Below are 21,534 nucleotides of genomic sequence, written 5' to 3' on the forward strand. Positions count from 1 at the left end.
TGGAGCGCGAAGTCGAGCGCGATCTCCAGTCCCTGCTCCTTCGCCTGCTCGACGAACCAGGCGAAGTCCTCCAGCGTGCCCAACTCCGGGTGCACCGCGTCGTGCCCGCCCTCCGGCGAGCCGATCGCCCACGGCACGCCCACGTCGTCGGGCTCGACGGTCAGGGAGTTGTTGCGGCCCTTGCGGAAGGTCGTCCCGATCGGGTGGATCGGCGGCAGGTAGACCACGTCGAAGCCCATCGCGGCGATCGCGGGCAGCCGCCGGGCGGCGGTCCGGAAGGTCCCGTGCGGACGCTCCGGCGTCCCCTCCGAGCGGGGGAAGAACTCGTACCACGAGCCGTACAGGGCCCGTTCGCGCTCCACGAGCAGGGGCACCGGGGTGCCGGCGGACACGAACTCCCGGAAGGGGTGGCGGGTGAGAACCTCGTCCACTTCCGGTGCCAGCGCGGCCGCGTACCGCTCGGACACCGGCAGCGAGTCGTCGAGCAGCTTCCTCGCCGCCTCCCGCACGACCGCCCGCGCCGGTCCGCGCGGCACGCGGGCGGCGGCCCGTTCGTAGAGCCGGCCGCCCTCCTCGAGGACGAGACCCGTGTCGATGCCCGCCGGGATCTTGATCTCCGCGTGCCGTCGCCAGGTCGTCACGGGGTCGCTCCAGGCCTCCACCGTGTACGTCCAGCGGCCCACCTCGTCGAGCGTCACCTCGGCGCCCCAGCGGTCGGTGCCCGGAGCGAGTTCCCTCATCGGCGTCCACGGTCCACGGCGACCGTCCGGGCTCTTGAGGACCACGTTCGCGCCGATGGCGTCATGGCCCTCGCGAAACACCGTCGCGGTGATCGGGAACGTCTCCCCGCTCACGGACTTGGCCGGTCGCCTGCCGCACTCCACAAGCGGCTGGACGTCCCGCACCGGGATACGGCCGATCGCCTTCGTGGACCTCACGCTGCACCTCCGCTGTACCGAAACACGTGACTGGAAACGGCTTCTGCCGCCCGCTGCCGGACACCGGATGCCGGATGGCCGGGGGCGGGCGCTCCCTGCTAACGCTCGGCGGCCACACGCGGCACGGGTCGCGCCGACGTGAACCGCGCGACGCCGTTCCCGCGCTGTGGCCCGCCCCGCCGGGGCCGGGCGTCCACGGCCCCGCGCAGGTACTGCTCGGCGGCGTCCGCGGCCTCCCGCGCGCAACGCTTGCCCATCAGCACGCAGAGGGTGTAACCGCAGTCCTCGAAGGTGGCGCGCACCGCGCGGTCGCCCGGGCACGCGAGCATCGCGCGTTCCCAGGCGCGGTAACTGCGCAGACGTCTGGCTACTTCGGTCTTCGCTGGCAGCAGCATGGCGCTGTTCACCTTCCGGGAGTTCGAGAGGTACGTCGCCCCGCGACGAGCGGGTCGGCCCTGTAAGCAGAGGTGCGAAACCGTCAAACCTCCCGAGGCCTTCACTTATGGTGCACGGCCCACCACTCAACGTCCTGTTGGATCTTGGTCGTGGTGTGCTCGTGTTGCACGAATGGCGTAGCGGCCGCACTGTGGTTGTGACTCAGGAGCGATCAACGCTCACGCTTCGTGTTCGGGGTGCGGTCCGCGGACCGCGAACGAGCGGGAGCCTCGCCGGTGAGGAGCGAACGACGATGAAGACCGCAGTGCCCTGCTACTACCACCTCGACGTGGATGTGAGCCCGGAACGGGTCGGACAGGTCAGGCGCATACTGGCCGCGCACCTCCGGTACTGGGACCTGGAGACCCTCGTCGAGCCCGTCTGCCGCGGCGTCGAGATGCTGCTGAAGGCCATCGACGAGCACGCCACGGACAAGCACACGTCGATCGAGATGTGGTGGAACGGTCAGCACCTCATCACCGCCGTCGGGGGCGACGACCGGGACCTGCGCCCGGACCAGGACCTGCGCGGCTGCCTGGAACACATCGCCGCGATGAGCGACGGCTGGGGCTGCTGCGCCACCGACACCGGCAGCAAGGTCATCTGGTTCTCGCAGCGTGCCCGCGCCGGCGAACGCGTCCCGCTCGTGCCGACCACGCCGGAGCCGAAGCTGCGCGAGATGCTCCAGGTGCCGCGCGACCTGCCGGTGACGGCCCTGGCCACCCCGGCGGACGAGGCGGACGGCGTCCTGGAGGGCGCCCGGTGACCTCGCGGCCGAACCGCAGCGCAGGGGTGCCCGTGTGGAGCGGGCACCCCTACCCGCTGGGCGCCGACTTCGACGGCGAGGGCACCAACTTCGCGTTGTTCAGCGAGGTCGCCCAGCGCGTCGACCTCGTCCTCGTCGACGACGACGGCAGCAGTCGCAGCGTGACCCTGAACGAGGTCGACGGCTTCGTCTGGCACGCCTATCTGCCCGGCGTCGGCCCGGGGCAGCGCTACGGCTACCGGGTGCACGGGCCGTGGGACCCGGCCTCCGGGCACCGCTGCAACCCGGCCAAGCTGCTCCTCGATCCGTACGCACGGGCCGTGGACGGCCAGATCGACAACCACGCCTCCCTCTTCGAACGGGCGGGCGACCGCCCCGACCCGAAGGACAGCGCCGGGCACACCCTGCTCGGCGTGGTCACCGACCCGGCCTTCGACTGGGGCGACGACCGCTCACCGAGGCGCCCCTACGCCGACACCGTGATCTACGAGGCCCATGTGCGCGGCCTGACCCGCACCCACCCCGACGTCCCGCCCGAGTTGCGCGGCACCTACGCCGGCCTCGCGCACCCCGCGGTGACCGAGCACCTCACCTCGCTGGGCGTGACCGCGATCGAGCTGATGCCGGTGCACCAGTACGCCCAGGACGGCGTCCTGCGGGACCGGGGCCTGTCCAACTACTGGGGTTACAACACCATCGGCTTCTTCGCCCCGCACAACGCCTACGCCGCCCACGGCGTCCGGGGGCGACAGGTCGCCGAGTTCAAGGCGATGGTGAAGGCGCTGCACGCGGCCGGACTCGAGGTGATCCTCGACGTCGTCTACAACCACACCGCCGAGGGCAACGAGAAGGGCCCCACCCTCTCCTTCCGCGGCATCGACAACTGCTCGTACTACCGCCTGGTGGACGGCGACTGGTCGCACTACTACGACACCACCGGCACCGGCAACAGCCTGCTGATGCGCCACCCCTACGTCCTCCAGCTGATCATGGACTCGCTGCGGTACTGGGTGACCGAGATGCACGTCGACGGCTTCCGCTTCGACCTCGCGGCCACACTGGCCCGGCAGTTCCACGAGGTGTCCCGGCTGTCGGCGTTCTTCGACCTGATCCAGCAGGACCCCGTGATCAGCCGCGTGAAGCTGATCGCCGAACCGTGGGACGTCGGCGAGGGCGGCTACCAGGTCGGCAACTTCCCACCCCTGTGGTCGGAGTGGAACGGCCGCTACCGCGACGCGGTACGGGACTTCTGGCGCGCGGAACCGGGCTCGCTCGCCGAGTTCGCCTCACGTCTGACCGGCTCCTCCGACCTGTACGCGCACAGCAGGCGGCGACCGCGCGCCAGCGTCAACTTCGTGACCGCGCACGACGGGTTCACCCTGCGCGACCTCGTCTCGTACAACGACAAGCACAACGAGGCCAACGGCGAGGGCAACCGGGACGGCGAGAGCCACAACCGGTCCTGGAACTGCGGGGTCGAGGGCGAGACCGACGATCCGGACGTGCGGGAACTGCGCGCCCGTCAGCAGCGCAACCTCCTCGCCACGCTGCTGCTGTCGCAGGGCATCCCGATGCTCTGCCACGGCGACGAACTCGGACGCACCCAGCGCGGCAACAACAACGCCTACTGCCAGGACAACGAGGTCTCCTGGATCGACTGGCGGCTCACGGGGGAGCAGCGCGACCTGGTGGCCTTCACCCGGCACCTGGTCGCCCTGCGCGCCGCCCACCCCGTGCTGCGCCGGCGCCGTTTCTTCCGCGGCGAGACCGTGACGCACGCCGGCCAGCCGCTGCCCGACCTGGTGTGGCTGCTGCCGGACGCGCGCGAGATGAGCGACCGGGACTGGCAGCGCTCCGACGCGCACTGCGTCGGCGTCTTCCTCAACGGCGACGCCATCGCCGAACCCGACCCGCAGGGCCGGCCCGTCGTCGACGACTCCTTCCTGCTGCTGCTCAACAGCTACTGGGAGCCCGTCGTCTTCCGGCTGCCCGGCGCCGAGTACGGGGAGCGGTGGACGGTGTGCGTCGACACCGTGCAGTGCGACGGCGACCCGGACGAGACCGAGTACAAGGCGGGTGCCGCGGTGAGCGTCGAAGCCCGCAGCCTGGTCGTGCTCTCCCGTCCCCCGAAGCGCTCGGAGTGAACCCGGAGCGCTCGGAGGGACCCCGAAGCGCTCGCAGTGAGAAGGGCGCCGGAGCCCGGTGCGGGGACGGGCCGCGCTCAGCGGTCCCGGTGCGAGGTCACCGTGAACTGGGCGCCGTCCGGGTCCCGCAGCACCGCCTCGTCGACGGCCTTGCCCAGCACGCTGCCGCCGTGCCGCTCCGCGGCCCGCGCGCAGGCCGCGACGTCGGCGACGGCGAAGTGGACCTGCCAGTGGGGCCGGATCGTCGGGTCGGGTGCCGCCTCCAGCGCACCCGACTCGATCCGGGCCACGATGTCGCCCCGGCTGCGCAGGACGACCTCGCCGCCCTCGTAGTGGACCTCGCAGCAGCCGGGCCGGTCGGAGGCCCAGTCGAGGATCTCGCCGTAGAAGATCGCGGAGTCGAAGGCGTCACGGGTGTGCAGCCGTATGAAGGTCGGGGCGGCCTGCCGCCAGGTCTCCCAGTTGCTGTTCAGTGCCCCCTCCCAGACGCCGAAGGTCGCGCCGTCCCGGTCGGCCAGCAGTGCCGCCCGGCCGGGCGGCAGCGAGATGGGGCCCACGGCGACCGTGCCACCGCGTTCGCGCGCCCGGGACGCGGCCACGTCCGCGCTGGGCACCGCGAAGTACGGGGTCCAGGCGACCGCCATCTGCCACATCGCGGCGACGGCGGCGACCCCGGCGACCGGGACGTCACCGACCAGCGCGGTCCGGAAGTGGTCGCCGAGCGCGCCCCGGCGCCATTCCCAGCCGAGGACGGCCGTGTAGAAGTCCTGGGTGGCTTCCAGGTCGCGGCTGGTGAGGCTCACCCAGCAGGGTGCGCCGAACACGGAGTGCGTGGAGACGACCTCCTTCGCACGGCGGGCAGATGTCGGATGATCGTTCATGGCACTCGCGTCCTGCTCTCTCGGCGGCAGCCGGGGTCTTCCCCCAGTGTCCGGCCGGAACCGTCCACGGCGCCTGCCGAGAGACTCGGTGGCACGATGGAGGAGTGCCACGAGTACCGCGCGGATCCGGCGACGAAACGGACCGGATCTTCGAACTCCAGCGAGAGGTCGACCAGCTCAAGGAGGCCATCGCCTCCCACGCCGTGGTCGACCAGGCGATCGGTGTGGTCGTCGCCCTCGGACGGATGACTCCGGACGAGGGATGGACGGTCCTGCGGGAGGTCTCCCAGCACACGAACATCAAGCTGCGCAACGTCGCGGAGATGATCCTCGTCTGGGGGCGCACCGGGGACATTCCCGAGGTCATCCGTGTGGAGCTGGAGGACCTGATCGACCGCCACGGCCCCACACAGATCCCGGGCGCGCCCCCGTTGGACCGCGCGCGCCCGCGCCCTCAGTGAGCTTCGGGGGCGACCTCCTCGCGCAGCCGCGCGAAGCAGCCGCTCAGCAGCCGCGAGACGTGCATCTGGGAGATGCCGAGCTGCTCGGCGATGCTGCTCTGGGTCATCCCGCCGAAGAAACGCAGGTACAGGATGGTCCGTTCGCGCTCCGGCAGCGCCCGCAGACTGGGCGCCACGGCCACCCGGTCGACCACCGTGTCGAAGCCGGGGTCGGGGTCGCCGAGGGCGTCCTCCAGGGCGTAGCCGTCGGTGCCGGGCATCTCGGCCTCCAGCGACAGCGCCGTGAAGCACTCCAGCGCCTCCATCCCGGTGCGCACCTCGTCCTCGCTCAGCTGCGCGTGCTCGGCGATCTCGGCGACGGTGGGGGGCCGTCCCGGGGTGCTCTGGGACAGCTCCTTGGCGGCGTGCCGCACCCGGTTGCGCAGGTCCTGGACCCGGCGGGGCACGTGCAGCGTCCACATGTGGTCACGGAAGTGGCGCTTGATCTCGCCGGTGATGGTCGGCACCGCGTACGCCTCGAAGGCGCGGCCACGGTCCGGGTCGTAGTGGTCGACGGCCTTCACGAGCCCCAGGGCCGCCACCTGGTAGAGGTCCTCGAGGGCTTCGCCGCGCCCCCGGAAACGGACGGCGATCCGTTCGGCCATGGGCAGCCAGAGCCGGACCAGCTCGTCCCGGAGCGCCTGACGCTCCGGCCCGTCGGACAGTTGCGCGAGCCGAACGAAGGACTCGGCGGTGTCCGGGGCGTCGTCGTGGGGGTGCTGCTTGGTTCTGACGGTGGTACGCATCACGCGCGCCTCCCTCAGGAGGGTGCCGGGGGATGGACGGACACCGTGGGACGACGCGCTCGGACCTGGCGCAGAACACCCGGGGCCGGCCCTTTCGACGGATCCCACGGACGTGCCTCCTGTCCGAAGCACATTGCTGCACATGCCCACTGTGTGGGCTTCTGAAACAGTTACATAGTATTTGTCCACATTCTATGTCGCGGCCCGGGAAGTGGGACCCGCAAGGTGGGGGCTCGCGGGGAGAGGCCCATGCGGTCGTGCCCTCCTTGACCTCTCCTTGGTGCCATTACCTCTGCTACAGAGCTAATCTCGGTCGCGTGGACGAGGAGACCTTCCCGGAAGAACTGGCCGACGCGCTCGTCGGCGTCCAGCGACTGCTCAGGCGCCGGTTGCGCGCGGGGCTGACCGAGCCACGACTGCGGGGCGCCGGGGTCGAGTTGCTCCGCCTCGTCGAGGCCCGCCCCGGCATCGGTGTGTCGGACGCCGCCAAGGAGCTGTACCTCGCGGGCAACTCCGTGTCGACGCTCGTCAACCAGCTGGTCAGGGACGGCTACCTGGTCCGCGAGACCGACCCCGCCGACCGGCGTGCAGCGCTCCTGCTGCTCACCGGGGCGGCCGAGGCCCGGCTGCGGGACTGGAAGCAACGGCGCACCGCGCTCGTCGGCCGTCATCTCGCCCGTCTCGACGCGGCCGACCAGGAGGCGCTGCGCGCCGCGCTCCCCGCCCTGCGCACCCTCGCCGACCACCTGCACGAGGAAGCCGAGGAACCATGACCACCACCACCGACGACGCCGACGCCGTCGCCTGCACCCGGCTCACCTACGCCTTCGGGGACGCGAAAGCGGTCGACGGGCTCGACCTGACGGTCCGCGAGGGCGAGGTCTTCGGCCTGCTCGGCCCGAACGGCGCCGGCAAGACCACGGCGATCCGCTGCGTCACCACCCTCCTGCCGGTGCCCGCCGGCAGGGTCCGCGTCTTCGGCCACGACGCGGCCGAGGAGCGCATGGCCGTACGACGGCTGCTCGGCTACGTGCCACAGCAGCTGTCCGCCGACGCGGGCCTCACCGGCCGGGAGAACGTCTCCCTCTTCGCCCGCGTCTTCGACGTGCCGCGCCGCGAACGCGCCGAACGCGTCGCCCAGGCCCTGGCCGCCGTCGACCTCGCCGACGCCGCCGACCGGCTCGCCGGCACCTACTCCGGCGGCATGGTCCGCCGCCTGGAACTCGCGCAGGCACTGGTCAGCGCGCCGAGGCTGCTGATCCTCGACGAGCCGACCATCGGCCTCGACCCGATCGCCCGGACGAGTGTCTGGGAGCACATCACCGCCGTACGCGAGGCCACCGGCATGACCGTCCTGGTCACCACCCACTACATGGACGAGGCCGACCACTACTGCGACCGGGTCGGTCTGATGCACCACGGCCGCATCCGCGCCCTCGGCACCCCGTCCGACCTGCGCCGGGGTCTCGGCGCACGCCGCGGCGCAGCGGCCACGGACCCACTGCCGACCCTGGAGGACGTCTTCCGTGACGTCGCCGGCAGCGGCCTCGACGACCAGTCAGGAGACTTCCGCGATGTCCGAAGCACCCGCCGTACCGCTCAGCGCGTCGGCTGACCGCGCCCGCGAGCAGGGCATCGACCTGCTCCTGCGCCCGCCCGAGCCGCGCGCGGGCCGGCTGCTGCTGCCGGCCCGCGTCGCCGCGATGTGCGCCGTCGAACTGCAGAAGCTGCGCCACGACCGCACCGAGCTGTACACGCGGGCGGTGCAGCCGGCCCTGTGGCTGCTGATCTTCGGTCAGACCTTCACCCGGATCAAGGCGATCCCCACCGGCGGCATCCCCTACATCGACTACCTGGCGCCCGGCATCATCGCCCAGTCCGCGATGTTCATCGCCATCTTCTACGGCATCCAGATCATCTGGGAACGCGACGCCGGCGTCCTCAACAAGCTGCTCGTCACGCCCACTCCACGCTCCGCCCTCATCACCGGCAAGGCGTTCGCGGCCGGGGTGAAGTCGGTGATCCAGGCGGTCGTCGTGATCGTCATCGCCGCCCTGCTCGGCGTCGCGCTGACCTGGAACCCGCTCAAGCTGCTCGGCGTCGCCCTGATCGTCGTCCTCGGCTCGGCCTTCTTCGCCTGTCTGTCGATGACCATCGCCGGCATCGTCCTCAGCCGCGACCGGCTGATGGGCTTCGGCCAGGCGATCACGATGCCCCTGTTCTTCGGCTCCAACGCCCTCTACCCGGTCGACGTCATGCCGGGCTGGCTCCAGGCGGTCAGCAAGGTCAACCCCCTCAGCTACGAGGTGGACGCCCTGCGCGGCCTGCTCCTCGGCACACCGGCGCATCTCGCGCTCGACTTCGGGGTGCTGATCGCGGCCGCCGCGCTCGGTGTCACGGCGGCGTCCGCGCTCCTGGGACGGCTGGCCCGCTGATCTTGCCCGGACGTGCCGGCGGGACGTGATGTGCGGCACGCCCGCGAACCACCTCCGCGCGGCCGCGGGGCGGATTGTGCCTGCGCACGGCTTGATCAACGATCAAAAGGGGTGAATTCCCTGGCCACAGCGCATTCTGCTCATTTGACAGTGCACTGAGTACACGGATAGGAAGCAGCCCGTAGCAAGTCGAGAGGTGGACTGTGTACGAGCCGAACGTGGTCGGGGACTGGCAGGAGTACGACGAGCATGCCGGTCTGCGGGTCCGCGTCCACCGCCTGGAGCGCGCCGAGCCGCCGCGCGGGCGCGACGACGCGGCCGAGGGCCTGACGTACTTCCGCCTGCGGGTGACCGTCGAGAACCGCGGGGAGCGCAGCTTCGGCGTCCACCTCGAGGACGGGCAGATCGACGTGCGGATCGGGCCGGACGGGGAGAGCGCCTTCATCGACTGGCGCAACTCGCAGTTCATCGAGGGTTTCGACGTCTACCCGCTGCGCCGCGCCACCGCCGTCCTGTACGCCGCCGGACCGGAGGCCTCGCTCGGCCAGGTGGACGTCCAGGTCCAGCTGCGCCTGGACGACGAATGGGCCGGGCGCCGGATGTGGGTGGGCGGCGTCGACCTGCACGAGGGGGCGGCCGGCGCACCGGCCGGCACCGGCCGGGAGACCCTGGCCCGTCAGGTGAGCAACTTCCTGCGGGACCAGGCCGAAGAGGGCACCGCCTGACACCCCTCCCGCCCCGGCGTCCGTCGGCCGGGCGTCCGCCCCACGGCTGTCTGCCGTCTCAGTGCGGGATGCCGTCGATGATCTCGCGGGCGCCCTGACGCAGCAGCGCGACGGCCACCGACGTGCCGAGCGTGGCCGGGTCGAGACGGCCCGCCCACTCGTGGGCGTTCAGCCGGGTCTTGCCGTCCGGGGTGAACACACAGGCCCGCAGGGACAGTTCGCCGCCGCGGTCCACGCGCGCGAACCCGGCGATCGGGCTGTTGCAGTGACCTTGCAGCACGTGCAGGAACATGCGCTCCGCGGTGGCCTCCCGATGGGTGGCCGGGTCGCCGAGCCCGCTCACGGCGTCGATGAGGTCGGTGTCGCCCTCGCGGCACTGCAGGGCGAGGATGCCCGCGCCGATCGGCGGCATCATCGTCTCCGGCGACAGCACCTCGCTGATCACGTCCGGCCGGCCGATGCGCTCCAGCCCCGAGACCGCGAGCAGCAGCGCGTCCGCCTCGCCCGCCGCCAGCTTCTCCAGCCGCCGGTTGGCGTTGCCCCGGAACGGCACGCACTCCAGGTGCGGGTGGGTGGCGGCCAGTTGGGCGACCCGGCGGACCGAGGAGGTGCCGACGCGTGTTCCGGCCGGGAGTTCGTCGATGGTGAGCCCGCCGGGGTGTACGAGGGCGTCCCGGATGTCGTCCCGCTTCAGGAACGCGGCGAACACCGTGCCCGCGGGCAGCGGCCGGTCCGCCGGGACGTCCTTGACGCAGTGCACCGCGACATCCGCCTCGCCGGCCAGCAGCGCGGCGTCCACCTCCTTGGTGAACGCCCCCTTCCCCTCGACCTTGGACAGGTCGCCCATCCACTTGTCACCGGTCGTCCGCACGGGGACGACCTCGGTGCGCACACCGGGATGCAGGACGGCCAACTCGGCGCGGACGCGCTCCACTTGGGCCAGAGCCATGGGCGAGTCGCGGGAGACGATACGGATGAGTTCCGGGACGGACATGCGGGACACGATAGACCCTTGGCAGGGTCGTTGCCCGACGGTCGGGGTGAAGCGCGCCCTCTCCCGGACACGGGCCCCCAGCCGGTCGTGGAAGCGTGCTGGACGGCGAGTCCGGCCGTCCGGAGCAGGTCTCCGGGCCGGGGATGCCGTATCGGGGATGCCGTAATCGGGGACGCGTCGCTCATCGCACGGTTCCCTCGACGGTCGCCGCACTCCAGGCGGCGAGGCGGCCGGGGACGGGACCGGTGCCGTCCAGAACGTGCCGGGAGAAGGCGTTCCGCTCATGGGCCGGCAGCGTTTCCTCCCACACGCGGGGCGCGAGCCCCGAGCGGCCCGCCGCGGCCCTCCGCTGTCTCCGGCCGGGCCGGTGAAGACGGCGAGGTCCGCCATGTGGCCCTCGGCCCAGGTGCGGACCGGCACGCGGTCGCCGTCGCCGCCCGCGTGCACGCTCAGCGCGGTGAGGCGAGCGACCCCCGCTGCCGGCCGGACGCCAGATGGCCCGCGGCGATCCGCGGCACCGCCTCGGTGTCCCGTTCGGTGACCGCGGGGCCGGGCCCTCCAGGGCGTACACCGTCACCGGACGCCCGGCGGCTCCCGCGTCTCCAACGGCCGTCCGGCACGGTCGTGGTGGCCGTCGGACAGGGCGAGCAGCGCCTCCGCGTCCACCGGGTGCGGCAGTTCCCCGTGAAGGTCCATTCGGACCTCGTGGGCCATCGGGGCGAGGTCACACCAGGGGACGGCTGAGGTCGACCGCGCGTGACGCGGCGTCCAGCGCCCGCTGGTCCCCGACGTCCAGGGCCGTGTCGGTCAGCTTGATGACGTGTTCGTCGCCGTGGGCGAGGGCGCGGTCGACGACCTCCTCGGCGCTGAGGCGGGCGGGCGGCACGTAGTCGACCGGTTCCGCCGGCGCGTACATCGCGGTGACCGCCGCCGACGCCGTCCAGGCCGCGTGCAGACTCGGGGCCCACAGGCCGCGGGGGAGTGCGTCGAGGGTGCGCAGTACGGCGTTGGGGGCCGTCGCCGCGTGCACCAGCATCGTCTCCTCGCCGTGGCCGTGGGTGGTGTAGCGGTGCGTCGCGGCGCGGACCAGCTCGGTGAGGCGGGTGCGGGCGGTGTCCGGGTCGGTCACGTCCGCCGCCCACCCGGGCAGGGCGCGCACGACCGCCAGACGGTCCGGGAACGCCCGGCTGCGCGTGTGCACCGCGGGGACGGCGTCCAGGGACGCGGCCGCCGTCGGCGCGCCCGGCAGGACGGTGACACCGGAGACGGGGCGGTGCCGGGCGGCCCAGTACCCCAGGGCGTGGGCGAGTTCGGCGAGCCGGGGCGCGTTCTCCTCGGCTTCCAGGGCGCGTACGGCGTGGCCCACCCGGATCACCGGGTGCGTGGCGGCGCCGTACAGGCCGGGCAGCAGGCGGGGCCACCACGCGGCGAGGACGTCGCGCCACGGGTGGTCGGCGAGGGCGCGGGCGAAGAAGGCGACCCAGTCGGCGGCGCGGCGGATGTCGCCCAGCGCGTCCCGCCAGTCGGCGTCCGTGATCGGCGACACGGGGGCGGGGAACTCCTCGAGCCTGTCCTGGTAGCGGTCCAGCCAGCGGTGCACGGCACCGGCCCGGCCGCGGGCGGCGAGGGACTCGACCACCATGGGGGCGTGGTTGGAGAGCCGCCCCAGCCGTTCCGGTCCGCAGGCGTGGAGCCGTTCGAAGGCCTCGTCGAGCCGTCCGCTCGTGTCGTTCGTGGTCATGCACCGGACACTACGGTCCGGGTGACGCTCCGGGATCGGGCCCGGGGCCGAACCCGCGCACGGCTCGGGTCCTACGCCCCGGGACCGATCCCGGTCACCGGCTCAGGCGTTGGGGTCGAAGGCGATCCCGGACGGCTTCGCCGACGCGAGGTGGTTGCTGAACCGGGCGTCCTTGAGGCCGAAGTTGGCGCTGCCGAAGTCGTGGGCGCTCAACTTGTCGCGCAGGCCCGGCGGGTAGCCGTTCCAGCCGACCAGGGGCGGGTACTGCCAGGTGCGCTTGTGGTTCTCGGGGGGTTCGTCGCCCGAGTTGGCGAGACGGAAGCAGTGCGTGCTGATGCCGTCCTTGTGGTACACGATCTTCGCGTGCGTGCCGTCGAAGCGGACCTTGGACGCCGCGGTGATGGTGAAGGAGCCGTGGTTGGACGTCGAGACGTACTGCACCTGGTTGTTCTGCACCCAGATCACGACGTGTTCCCAGTCGTGCCGGTGCCCGCCGATGCTGCTGCCCGCCACCGCCTGGTCCTTCTCGAAGTAGAGGCCGTACATGTAGGCGCACCAGCCGTTGTTGCACTTGTAGCGCGAGTAGCTGTTGGTGTTGTCCAGGTCGGAGGCGTCCCGGCAGTTGCCGCTGAGCGAACCGGTCGGGTTCAGGCCGCCGTTGACCGTGCCGTCGGGGCCGATCGCGGGGGTGGAGTAGCAGCCGTCCGTGTCGTAGTCGAACGCGGGCTGGTACGTCCGCTCGGCGGCCTCGGCGTTGGCCGGCAGCGCCTGGGGCGGGGCGGCGAAGGCGACCGTGGGGAAGGCGACGACGAGCGCGGCGGCACCGGCGAGACCGGTGAGCCATCTCCTGCGGTGTGACATGGACTTCGGTGACGACACTGCGTCCTCCTCTGGGCTGCGGGCGCAGCCCAACGGCTGTGGGGGAAAAGGCGGTTCAGCTTCCCCGGTTTTCCGTTCCGCGCCAAGAGACCGCAGGCGTATCGGTGGTGAAACGCAACCCAATACTCGGCATGTGACGGAGCATCAGACGGGATTGTCCGGGATGTCGGCCGCGGATTCCTCGGGCGTGAGGTCGGTGCGCAGTCGCAGCCAGGACGGCTGGCGCAGCAGTCCGGCCCGGGTGCGCGTGCTGAAGCGGACCTCACCGACCAGCCGGGGCAGCACCCAGTGCGCGCCCGGCGCCGCCGGTACCGGGTCGAAGGGGCACACGTCGGTCGCGGCGGCCCTCAGCAGTGCCGCGAGTTCCGCGCGCTCCGCCTCGCTCCAGCCGGTGCCCACGCTGCCGACGTACCGCAGGGCGGAGCCGGCCCGCTGGCCCACCAGGACGGCGCCGGGCAGCCCGGTGAGCCGGCCCTTGCCGGGCAGCCAGCCGCCGACCAGGACGTCCACGCTGCGCATGTTGCGGATCTTGATCCAGGCCCGGGAGCGCACGCCGGGCTCGTACACGGAGTCCAGCCGCTTGCAGACGAGCCCCTCCAGACCGTGCGCGCGGGTCGCCTCGAGGGCCTCCCGCCCGTGCCCGACGAGCGCGCCCGGAGTCGACCAGTACGGCCCTTCCAGACCGAGTGCCTCCAGCCGGGCACGCCGCCGCAGATAGGGGAGCCGGACGAGGGAACGGCCGCCCAGGTGCATGACGTCGAACAGCACCAGGTGGACGGGCGCCGTCGCCGCGAGGCGCGCCGCCCTGACCGGCGCCTGGACCAGCCCCATCCGGGACTGGAGCAACTGGAAGTCGGCGCGGCCCTCCTCGTCCAGTGCGAGCACCTCCCCGTCCAGCACGGCGGGCGTCCGGCCCAGCGCGCCGCCCAGCGGACGCAGTTCGGGGTAGGCGGCGGTGATGGTCTCCCCCGAGCGGGCGCGCAGCACGATGCCGCCGTCCCCGGCGAGGTAGACCACCGCCCGCTGCCCGTCCTGCTTGGTCTCGTAGGCCCAGCGCGCGTCCTGTGCCGCGGGCGGGAGGGTGCCGGGGGTGGCGAGCATGGGGGCGATCAGCGGCAGGGTCACGGGTGAGTTGTCGACTGGCCGGCCCCGCTCCACGCGTGCCGTCCGGGGGTTTCCCCTGAACGGAGGGGAGGGGGCTCGGTCGCCGGAGGAGCCGGGGGCACCAGGGGGTGGCGGGGCGGATCCCCGGCGCGGGGCCGACGGCAACCGGACCGCGGGTCGCGCGGCCTCGGTGCTCCGCCGACAGCGGCGGTGCGGACTCGGCAGGCGGGCCGGTCACCGCCGCCGTCTTCCGTCCGGCGGGCCGGTCGCCGCCGCCGTCTTCCGCCCGGCGGCACCCGTCCGCTCGGCGCCGTCGCCCGTGTGGGTCGCCCAGCGTTGCCGTCCGCCCACCGTCGCCGTGCGCCCACCGTCGTCGTCCGGCCGGCATCGCCGGTCGTCAGGCGTACGGCTTCCTGTGCGGACACGACGACCGGAGCCGGTGGCGCCGTGGGACTTCCGGGTTCAGCCGAGCCAGGCGACGCGTCACCGCGTCACCGCGTCGGCGCCGTTCTCACCGGCGTGCTCGTCGTCCACGGCCACGCCGTACACGGCCTCGCGGACGCCGATGGGAGGGAGGCGGGAGAAGCGGGTCATGCGCCCAGCAGGCGCGTCAGGCCGTCGGCCAGGCCGACCTGCCAGCAGGCGTAGTCGTCGCCGCCGTTGAACTCCGTGTACGTGACCCGGTGGCCGGCCCCGCGCAGCACCTCGTACAGGGCGCGGCCGTGCTCGACCGTCGGACCCTCTTGCAGGCCGACCTCCAGGTGGACCGCCACCGGCCCCGGGCCGGACGCGGCGTACCGGGAGACGAGCCAGGGCACGCCGAACACCGGGGGTTCGGGGCCCCGGGGCGGCGGCAGACCCGGCCGCCACCACAGGGACGGGGACTGGGCGAGGACGTTGCCGAAGCGCTCCGGCCGCCGGTGCGCGGCGTGCAGCGCCGTGATCGCGCCCAGGTTCTGGCCCGCGACGACCGTGCGCGCCGGGTCGGTGGTCAGCGGCCAGCGCCCCGCCGCCCAGGGCAGCAGTTCGTCCGCGAGGAAGGACACGAACGGCTCGCGCGCGCCGAGTTCGCGCCAGCGGGTGTCGCGGTCCACGGCGTCCGGCGCCAGCACGGCCAGCGGCGGCAGCGCCCCGTCGGCGACCAGCGCGTCCAGCGTGCCGCCGAGACCGAGCCGCCCGAACCACATGTCGCCGTCGCACAGCACCAGCACCCGCAACGGTGCCCGGTCCGGGCGGTCGTGCCCCGGCGGCAGGTAGACCCAGGTGTCGCGGTCGCCGCCGAGCACCGGGGAGCCCACCCGGTGCCGCTCCACCCGCCCCGCCGGTCCGTCGCCGGGCCGGTCGGCCCACGGCTGCGGCGGGGCGTCGGGCAGGGCGAGGACCGAGCCGTCCCCCGCTCCCCAACGATCCGGTACCCGGCGTGGGTTGAGCGGGTCCGCGGCGGCGTGCGCCGACAGCGACCGCAGCCGCTGCTGGAGCGCGGCCGGGTCCGCGGGCGGCTCCTTGGCCGAGACGTCGGCCACCAGGCGGTAGGAGCCGCGGTGGTCCGCCCGCAGCCGCAGCCCCAGGTGCCAGACGTCGGTGCCGGGCACCCGCTCCAGGAGCGAGTCGGCCAGACGGTCGCGGTCGACGAGGCGGTTGGCGTGCAGCAGCACCTGCCGGGTGGCCCGGTGCCCGCGCCACAGGAAGGTGACCGCGCGATGGGCCGGCCACCCGTCGAGCTCCTCGACGAGCGGGGTGCCCAGCTGCTCGACGTCGGTCCAGAACTCGGCCGACAGCGCCGCGCGCCGCGCGTCGTCGGCGCACTCCAGGTCTTCCAGGAGCCGTGCGATCCGCGGGCCGGTGACGCGCACGGGCCGTACGGCGTGGTCGGAGGCGTCCCGGCGTGCGGGGCGGGTCTCCAAGGCGGACATCTCTCCCCCTCCGGACTGTCGGCGGCGGTGCGGAAGGCAGCGCGCCGAGGCAGTCGGGCAGACGAACAGAAGCGGCGACAAAATCGCCGACAAGTGAAGTTAGGTGAGCCTAAGCTAAGCACATGTCCGCTGGGGTGCGTCCCCATCTCGGGGGGGAAACGGCCGGTGTCCCCGGTTCCGCCCGCCTCGACGTGCTGCCCGCCGCCTTCCCTGCCGCAACTTACTTGACTTACGCAACAAGATGGTAGCGTGGGGTACATGGCCAACGAACCGCTCCCCGCCGCCACCGCCTCCCCGGAAGTGATCGAGATCGAGCGAGCGCTCAACCGGATCACCTACCTGAGCACCCGCGCTCGCCGGCACGACCGGCTGATGGCGCTGGCCGGCGTCCCGCTGGACCGCGCCGCCGTGGCCCTTCTGCGGCAGGTCGCCGACTCCGAACCGCTGCGGCCGGGGGAGCTGGCCCAGCGGCTGGGCGTGGAGGCCTCGCACGTGACGCGCACGGTGCAGCAGTTGCAGAAGTCCGGCCACGTCACCCGGGTGCCCGACCCCGACGACGGCCGGGCCCAGCGGATCCGGCTCACCGACGCCGGCCGCGCCGCGGTCGACCGCATCCGGGACGCGGGCGCCCGCGGGATGCAGATGGCCCTGTCCGAGTGGTCCCCCGAGGAACTGCGCCAGCTCGCCACGCTCTTCCACCGCATGGTCGACGACTTCCTCTCCCACGCCGTCGACGAGGAGACCGAACAGCCGGCCGGAGCGCCCGCCGACCCCGCCTGACGTCAGGTCCGCTCCAGCGCCCGCCCGGCGGGAACGGGCTCCCGCAGCCCCCGCAGCAGCAGCCAGGCCACCACGGGCGGTACGACGAGGGGGGCCGACCCCACCCGCAGGGACGTGGCGTCCGCGAGCGCACCGAGGCCCGGAGCCACGACACCTCCGACGCTCACCGCCAGCCCCAGGGTGACACCGCTCGCGGTGCCCGTGCGCCGGGGTAGACAGTCCTGGCCCAGCGTCACGTGCAGCGAGAACGGCACGTACAGCCCGGCCGAGGCGAGCCCCACGAACACGTACAGGGCCGGACCCGGCACGCACACCACTCCGGCCACCGCGAACACCGTCACCAGGTACGACCGGCGCACGACCACCAGCCGCCCGTACCGTCCGGCCAGCCGGCTCTCGGCCGGCGTCCCCACCGCGCCGCCCGCGTAGAACACGCACAGGGCGACCGTGCCGGCCACCGCCCCGCCGCCGGCACGCTCACGGACGTACAGCGCGACGAACGCGCTCAGGCCGACGAAGACGATCGACCGGCACACCACGGCACCCGACAGGCGCAGGAACGCCGGCCAGTCGTCGGCGCCCGCCCGCTCGGCCGCGGCGGCGCCCGCGGTACGCACGCCCGGCGAGCGCACCGCGGCCGCGCACAGCACCGCCCCCGCCAGTGCGGGCACGACCAGCAGCCACGTGGCCCGCAGACCTCCGCCGCCGACCACCGCCGAGACGAGCAGGGGAGCGAGCGCGAAACCCACGTTGCCGCCGAGCGCGAACCAGCCCATCGCCGTGTGGCCGCCCGCGACGGCACGCGCCGCCCGCGCGGCCTGCGGATGGTGGGCGGCGACACCGGCCCCGGACACGGCCACCGCCGCCAGCGTGAGCGCGTACGAGCCGCCCACCCCGCTCACCGCGACGCCCGCCCCGGCGGCCAGCGCGCTCAGCGGCAGCAGCCACGGCAGCGCCCACCGGTCGGTGACCACCCCGAACAGCGGCTGCGCCACCGACGACAGCAGCGAGGCCGCCAGGACGTTGCCGGAGGCGGCGGCGTAGGAGTAGGCGCGCTCGGCGACGAAGCTCACCGTGAGGTCCCACCGGCGGTGCGGGCCGGGCCAGTTGCGAGGCCCCGCCGCGGGAGCGCTTCCTACCCTCCAGTAGGATCGCGCGCCAGGCCGTCAGAGGAGGAACCGTGTCCCGGTCCGAAGGCTCACCCCTGCTGCTCGCGGGCCTGCTGGCCGGCGCGGGCATCGCCCACTTCGCCGCGCCCCGCACCTTCGACGCGATCGTGCCGCGCGCGCTGCCCGGCTCGCCCCGGACCTGGACGTACGCCAGCGGCGTCGCCGAGCTGGCCCTGGCGGCGGGCGTGACGCTGCCGCGGACCCGGAAGGCGGCCGCGCTGGCCACGGCGGCGTTCTTCGTCGGCGTCTTCCCCGCCAACGTCAAGATGGCGCTGGACTGGCGGCACCGGCCCACCCCGCTCCGGGCCGCCGCGATCGGCCGGCTGCCCCTGCAGGTGCCCCTCGTGCTGTGGGCCCGCAGCGTCGCCGAGCACGCCGGGACCACGGAGGGACGCGCGTGAGCCAGGCACTGCGGGCCGGTGACCCGGTCGAGGACTTCGCACTGCCGGACGAGAGCGGGACGGTGCGCCGCCTCACCGAACTGCTCGCCGAGGGGCCGGTGGTCCTCTTCTTCTACCCCGCCGCCCTGACCCCCGGCTGCACTGCGGAGGCCTGCCACTTCCGCGACCTGGCCGCCGAGTTCGCCGCCGTGGGCGCCCAACCCGTCGGCATCAGCGGCGACTCCGTCGACCGCCAGCAGGAGTTCGCCGGCCGCCACACCCTCGGCATGCCGCTGCTGTCCGACGCCGACGGCGCGGTGCGGGAACGGTTCGGCGTGCGGCGCGGCTTCTCCCTGGCCCCCACCAAGCGGGTCACCTTCGTCATCGGGCAGGACCGCACCGTCCTGGAGGTCGTCCGCAGCGAGCTGCGCATGAACACCCACGCCGACCGCGCCCTCGAGGTGCTGCGCGCCCACCGCTCCTGAACGTTTCGCTCCCCGTCCGCCCGCCGCCCCTGACGCTCCAGGCCCCGTCCCGCCGCGGTTGATGCGGCGGGACAAAGGGACCATTCTGGACGACATGGACCAAGTCGTCGCTGCGGCTGTCATCGATGCCCAGGGCGTCGTGACGGGCTGGAGCGAAGGTGCCCGACTGCTGACGGGCCATACGGCCGAGGAGGCGGTGGGCAGGCCGGCCGCAGAACTGCTCGCCGATGCCGTTCCGGCACGCATGGACGGGGCCTGGACCGGCCCCGTCGTCGTCCGGCACCGCGACGGCCACCCGGTCACCGTCACCGTGACCGCCTGCCCGGTCACCGGTCCCGGCGGCGAGCCCGTCGGCCTGACCCTCACCGCCGTACCGCGCCCGGCCACGGAGCCCACCCTCGCCGGAAGCGCCTTCCAGCAGGCCTCCATGTCCATGTCGGTCTTCGACATCCGCCAGCGCTATCTGCGCCTGAACGACGCCGCCTGCAAGGTCATGGGCGTACCCGAGGAGGTCCTGCTCGGCCGGCACTACCCGGAGACCGTGGAGGACGCCAAGCACAGCCGCGGCTTCAACTACCACCTGCGCCAGGTCGCCGAGACCGGCCGCCCGGTCCGCTACGAGAGCTTCACCGGCGCCCCGTCCCTCAACCGGGAGCACGCCTGGAGCATCGAGATGTGGCCCCTGCGCGACACCGACGGAGAGGTCGGCGCCGTTGCCCTGGCGGCTTTCGACAGCAGCGAGCAGTACTGGGCCCGTCGGCGCCTGGCCCTGTTGAACGAGGCCGCGGCCTGCATCGGCACCTCCCTCGACGTGGTGCGCACCGCCGAGGAACTCGTCGAACTCCTCGTGCCGAAGTTCGCAGACTTCGCCAGCGTCGACCTGCTCGACTGGGTCCTCGGCGCCGACGAGCCGCCCGCCGTGTCCGACGACGGGATCGTGCTGCGCCGCGTCGCCCACGGCTCCGTCACCGAGGGCACCCCCGAGGCAGGCGTCCACCTGGGCGACCTGGACGCCTACCCGGCGTACAGCCCGCCGGCCCGCGCCCTGCGGGAGGGGCGGGCCGTCCTCAGCCAGGCGGGCGAGCCGGACTTCGTGCGCTGGATCGCCGAGCGCGACACCCGCACCCCCGAGGGCCGCCGCCACCGCCTCGGCGTCCACTCCCTGGTCGCGGTGCCGCTGCGGGCCCGCGGCACCACCCTCGGCGTCGCCGTCTGCATCCGCATCACCGACCCGGACGACTACGAGCCCGACGACGCCCTCTTCGCCGAGGAACTCGCCAGCCGCGCCGCCGTCTGCGTCGACAACGCGCGCCGCTTCGCCCGCGAACGCACCACCGCCCTCGCCCTCCAGCACAGCCTGCTGCCGCGCGGCCTGCCCGGACAGGCGGCCGTCGAGGTCGCCCACCGCTACCTGCCCAGCGGCTCCACCGCGGGCATCGGCGGCGACTGGTTCGACGTCATCCCGCTCTCCGGCAGCCGGGTCGCCCTCGTCGTCGGCGACGTCGTGGGGCACGGCATCCCGTCCACGGCGACCATGGGCCGCCTGTGCATGGCCGTACGCACCCTCGCCGACGTGGACCTGCCGCCCGACGAACTCCTCACCCACCTCGACGACCTCGTCACCCACCTCGCTTCCCACGACGGCGGCGACGACGTCGCGGAACTCGGCGCCACCTGCCTCTACGCCGTCTACGACCCCGTCACCCGCCGCCTCATCCTCGCCGCCGCCGGCCATCCGGCACCGGCCCTCGTCCTGCCCGACGGCACCGCACGCCTCGTCCCGGTGACCCCCGGACCCCCGCTCGGCGTCGGCGGGCTGCCCTTCGAGGCGGTCGAGCTGGAACTGCCCGAGGACACGGTCGTCGCCCTCTACACCGACGGCCTGGTCGAGGACCGCGACCGCGACGTCGACCGCGCCACCGCCGAACTGTGCAACGCGCTGACCGCGCCCGCCGCCACCCTCGACGCCCTCTGCGACACCGTGCTCAAGGCCGTCCTGCCGGAGGAGCCCGGCGACGACGTCGCCCTCCTGCTGGCCCGCACCCGCGCACTCGGCACCGAACAGGTCGCCACCTGGGACGTGGACCGCGACCCCGCGCACGTGGCCACCGCCCGGCAGGCCGCCACGGACCGACTCGCCGCCTGGGGACTGGAGGAGGCGGCGTTCGTCACCGAACTCGTCGTCAGCGAACTCGTCACCAACGCCATCCGCTACGGCGAACCCCCCATCACACTCCGGCTGATCCGGGACCGCACCCTCATCTGCGAGGTGTCCGACGGGAGTTCCACCTCCCCGCATCTGCGCCGCGCCCACTACGACGACGAAGGAGGGCGCGGTCTTCTCCTCGTGGCGCAGCTCACCCAGCGCTGGGGCAGCCGGCAGACGACCCGCGGCAAGACGATCTGGTGCGAGCAGGCCCTGCCGCCGCCCCTGTGACCACTCACCTCACGCACGTGACGGCAGCACGTCCAGCACGCCGAAACCGCGGCCGAGGCGCGCACAGCGGGGCTGGGCGGGC

At 73.3% G+C, this 21,534-nt stretch carries 22 protein-coding genes; 11 read left to right on the top strand and 11 right to left on the bottom strand.

Annotated elements, in window-relative coordinates; genetic code table 11:
- Both ACF1A1_RS33570 and ACF1A1_RS33575 read right to left on the bottom strand, forming a co-directional pair.
- The coding region (locus ACF1A1_RS33570) for a maltotransferase domain-containing protein (RefSeq protein WP_392005012.1) at positions 1–938 on the bottom strand (938 nt) is incomplete at its 3' end.
- Between the two features lie 98 nt (positions 939–1,036).
- Entirely contained in the window at positions 1,037–1,333 is a 297-nt protein-coding gene (locus tag ACF1A1_RS33575) for a DUF5133 domain-containing protein (RefSeq protein WP_392005014.1), read from the bottom strand.
- A gap of 293 nt (positions 1,334–1,626) precedes the next feature.
- On the opposite strand from ACF1A1_RS33575, the gene ACF1A1_RS33580 reads away from it, so the two are divergent.
- A complete protein-coding gene (locus ACF1A1_RS33580; protein WP_392005016.1) occupies positions 1,627–2,139 on the top strand; it encodes a pep a2 in 513 nt (170 codons plus the stop codon).
- Complete coding sequence (gene glgX / locus ACF1A1_RS33585; protein ID WP_392005018.1) at positions 2,136–4,283, top strand: glycogen debranching protein GlgX; 2,148 nt, start codon at positions 2,136–2,138, stop codon at positions 4,281–4,283. The genes ACF1A1_RS33580 and glgX overlap by 4 nt, the downstream gene beginning before the upstream one ends.
- 77 nt (positions 4,284–4,360) lie before the next feature.
- Here the strand turns inward: glgX and ACF1A1_RS33590 are convergent, their stop codons facing one another.
- A complete protein-coding gene (locus tag ACF1A1_RS33590) occupies positions 4,361–5,164 on the bottom strand; it encodes a VOC family protein (RefSeq protein ID WP_392005020.1) in 804 nt (267 codons plus the stop codon).
- A gap of 104 nt (positions 5,165–5,268) precedes the next feature.
- On the opposite strand from ACF1A1_RS33590, the gene ACF1A1_RS33595 reads away from it, so the two are divergent.
- Positions 5,269–5,625 (top strand): ANTAR domain-containing protein, encoded by a 357-nt coding sequence (locus ACF1A1_RS33595; RefSeq protein ID WP_392005022.1) that lies wholly within the window; start codon positions 5,269–5,271, stop codon positions 5,623–5,625.
- Here ACF1A1_RS33595 and ACF1A1_RS33600 read toward each other — a convergent pair.
- The gene (locus ACF1A1_RS33600) at positions 5,619–6,410 is read right to left on the bottom strand and encodes an RNA polymerase sigma factor SigF (protein ID WP_392005024.1); all 792 of its coding nucleotides are present in this window, start codon (positions 6,408–6,410) and stop codon (positions 5,619–5,621) included. The two genes, ACF1A1_RS33595 and ACF1A1_RS33600, sit on opposite strands and share 7 nt — an antisense overlap.
- Positions 6,411–6,727: 317 nt before the next feature.
- On the opposite strand from ACF1A1_RS33600, the gene ACF1A1_RS33605 reads away from it, so the two are divergent.
- From ACF1A1_RS33605 to ACF1A1_RS33620, 4 genes are all read left to right on the top strand, one after another.
- Positions 6,728–7,183, top strand: coding sequence for a MarR family winged helix-turn-helix transcriptional regulator (locus tag ACF1A1_RS33605; protein WP_392005026.1), 456 nt, complete (start codon positions 6,728–6,730; stop codon positions 7,181–7,183).
- Positions 7,180–8,025 carry an ABC transporter ATP-binding protein gene (locus ACF1A1_RS33610; RefSeq protein WP_392005027.1) on the top strand — a complete coding sequence of 282 codons (846 nt, stop codon included), beginning with the start codon at positions 7,180–7,182 and terminating at the stop codon, positions 8,023–8,025. Before ACF1A1_RS33605 ends, ACF1A1_RS33610 begins: the two co-directional genes overlap by 4 nt.
- Complete coding sequence (locus tag ACF1A1_RS33615; protein WP_392005029.1) at positions 7,985–8,845, top strand: ABC transporter permease; 861 nt, start codon at positions 7,985–7,987, stop codon at positions 8,843–8,845. Before ACF1A1_RS33610 ends, ACF1A1_RS33615 begins: the two co-directional genes overlap by 41 nt.
- Positions 8,846–9,048: 203 nt before the next feature.
- Complete coding sequence (locus ACF1A1_RS33620) at positions 9,049–9,570, top strand: hypothetical protein (protein WP_392005031.1); 522 nt, start codon at positions 9,049–9,051, stop codon at positions 9,568–9,570.
- A 58-nt stretch (positions 9,571–9,628) separates the two neighbouring features.
- Here ACF1A1_RS33620 and hemC read toward each other — a convergent pair whose 3' ends face one another.
- From hemC to fes, 6 genes are all read right to left on the bottom strand, one after another.
- Positions 9,629–10,564 (bottom strand): hydroxymethylbilane synthase, encoded by a 936-nt coding sequence (gene hemC, locus ACF1A1_RS33625; RefSeq protein ID WP_392005033.1) that lies wholly within the window; start codon positions 10,562–10,564, stop codon positions 9,629–9,631.
- 573 nt (positions 10,565–11,137) lie between these two features.
- Complete coding sequence (locus tag ACF1A1_RS33630; protein WP_392005035.1) at positions 11,138–11,260, bottom strand: hypothetical protein; 123 nt, start codon at positions 11,258–11,260, stop codon at positions 11,138–11,140.
- A gap of 28 nt (positions 11,261–11,288) precedes the next feature.
- The gene (locus ACF1A1_RS33635) at positions 11,289–12,305 is read right to left on the bottom strand and encodes a questin oxidase family protein (protein WP_392005037.1); all 1,017 of its coding nucleotides are present in this window, start codon (positions 12,303–12,305) and stop codon (positions 11,289–11,291) included.
- 102 nt (positions 12,306–12,407) lie between these two features.
- The gene (locus ACF1A1_RS33640) at positions 12,408–13,166 is read right to left on the bottom strand and encodes an NPP1 family protein (RefSeq protein ID WP_392005302.1); all 759 of its coding nucleotides are present in this window, start codon (positions 13,164–13,166) and stop codon (positions 12,408–12,410) included.
- Between the two features lie 162 nt (positions 13,167–13,328).
- Complete coding sequence (locus tag ACF1A1_RS33645; RefSeq protein WP_392005304.1) at positions 13,329–14,285, bottom strand: ATP-dependent DNA ligase; 957 nt, start codon at positions 14,283–14,285, stop codon at positions 13,329–13,331.
- 593 nt (positions 14,286–14,878) lie between these two features.
- The gene (gene fes / locus ACF1A1_RS33650) at positions 14,879–16,201 is read right to left on the bottom strand and encodes an enterochelin esterase (RefSeq protein WP_392005039.1); all 1,323 of its coding nucleotides are present in this window, start codon (positions 16,199–16,201) and stop codon (positions 14,879–14,881) included.
- Between the two features lie 258 nt (positions 16,202–16,459).
- Between fes and ACF1A1_RS33655 the strand changes: the two genes are divergently transcribed.
- Complete coding sequence (locus tag ACF1A1_RS33655; protein ID WP_392005041.1) at positions 16,460–16,981, top strand: MarR family winged helix-turn-helix transcriptional regulator; 522 nt, start codon at positions 16,460–16,462, stop codon at positions 16,979–16,981.
- A 2-nt stretch (positions 16,982–16,983) separates the two neighbouring features.
- On the opposite strand, the gene ACF1A1_RS33660 is transcribed toward ACF1A1_RS33655, so the two are convergent.
- Positions 16,984–18,054 (bottom strand): MFS transporter, encoded by a 1,071-nt coding sequence (locus ACF1A1_RS33660; RefSeq protein WP_392005043.1) that lies wholly within the window; start codon positions 18,052–18,054, stop codon positions 16,984–16,986.
- 107 nt (positions 18,055–18,161) lie between these two features.
- On the opposite strand from ACF1A1_RS33660, the gene ACF1A1_RS33665 reads away from it, so the two are divergent.
- The 3 genes from ACF1A1_RS33665 to ACF1A1_RS33675 all read left to right on the top strand — a co-directional run bounded on the left by ACF1A1_RS33665 (position 18,162) and on the right by ACF1A1_RS33675 (position 21,452).
- Complete coding sequence (locus ACF1A1_RS33665) at positions 18,162–18,551, top strand: DoxX family protein (protein WP_392005045.1); 390 nt, start codon at positions 18,162–18,164, stop codon at positions 18,549–18,551.
- A complete protein-coding gene (locus ACF1A1_RS33670; RefSeq protein ID WP_392005047.1) occupies positions 18,548–19,015 on the top strand; it encodes a peroxiredoxin in 468 nt (155 codons plus the stop codon). Before ACF1A1_RS33665 ends, ACF1A1_RS33670 begins: the two co-directional genes overlap by 4 nt.
- A gap of 94 nt (positions 19,016–19,109) precedes the next feature.
- Complete coding sequence (locus ACF1A1_RS33675; protein ID WP_392005048.1) at positions 19,110–21,452, top strand: SpoIIE family protein phosphatase; 2,343 nt, start codon at positions 19,110–19,112, stop codon at positions 21,450–21,452.
- Positions 21,453–21,534 lie beyond the last annotated feature (82 nt).

This window comes from Streptomyces sp. NPDC014995 (assembly GCF_043080745.1).
Lineage (GTDB): Bacteria > Actinomycetota > Actinomycetes > Streptomycetales > Streptomycetaceae > Streptomyces.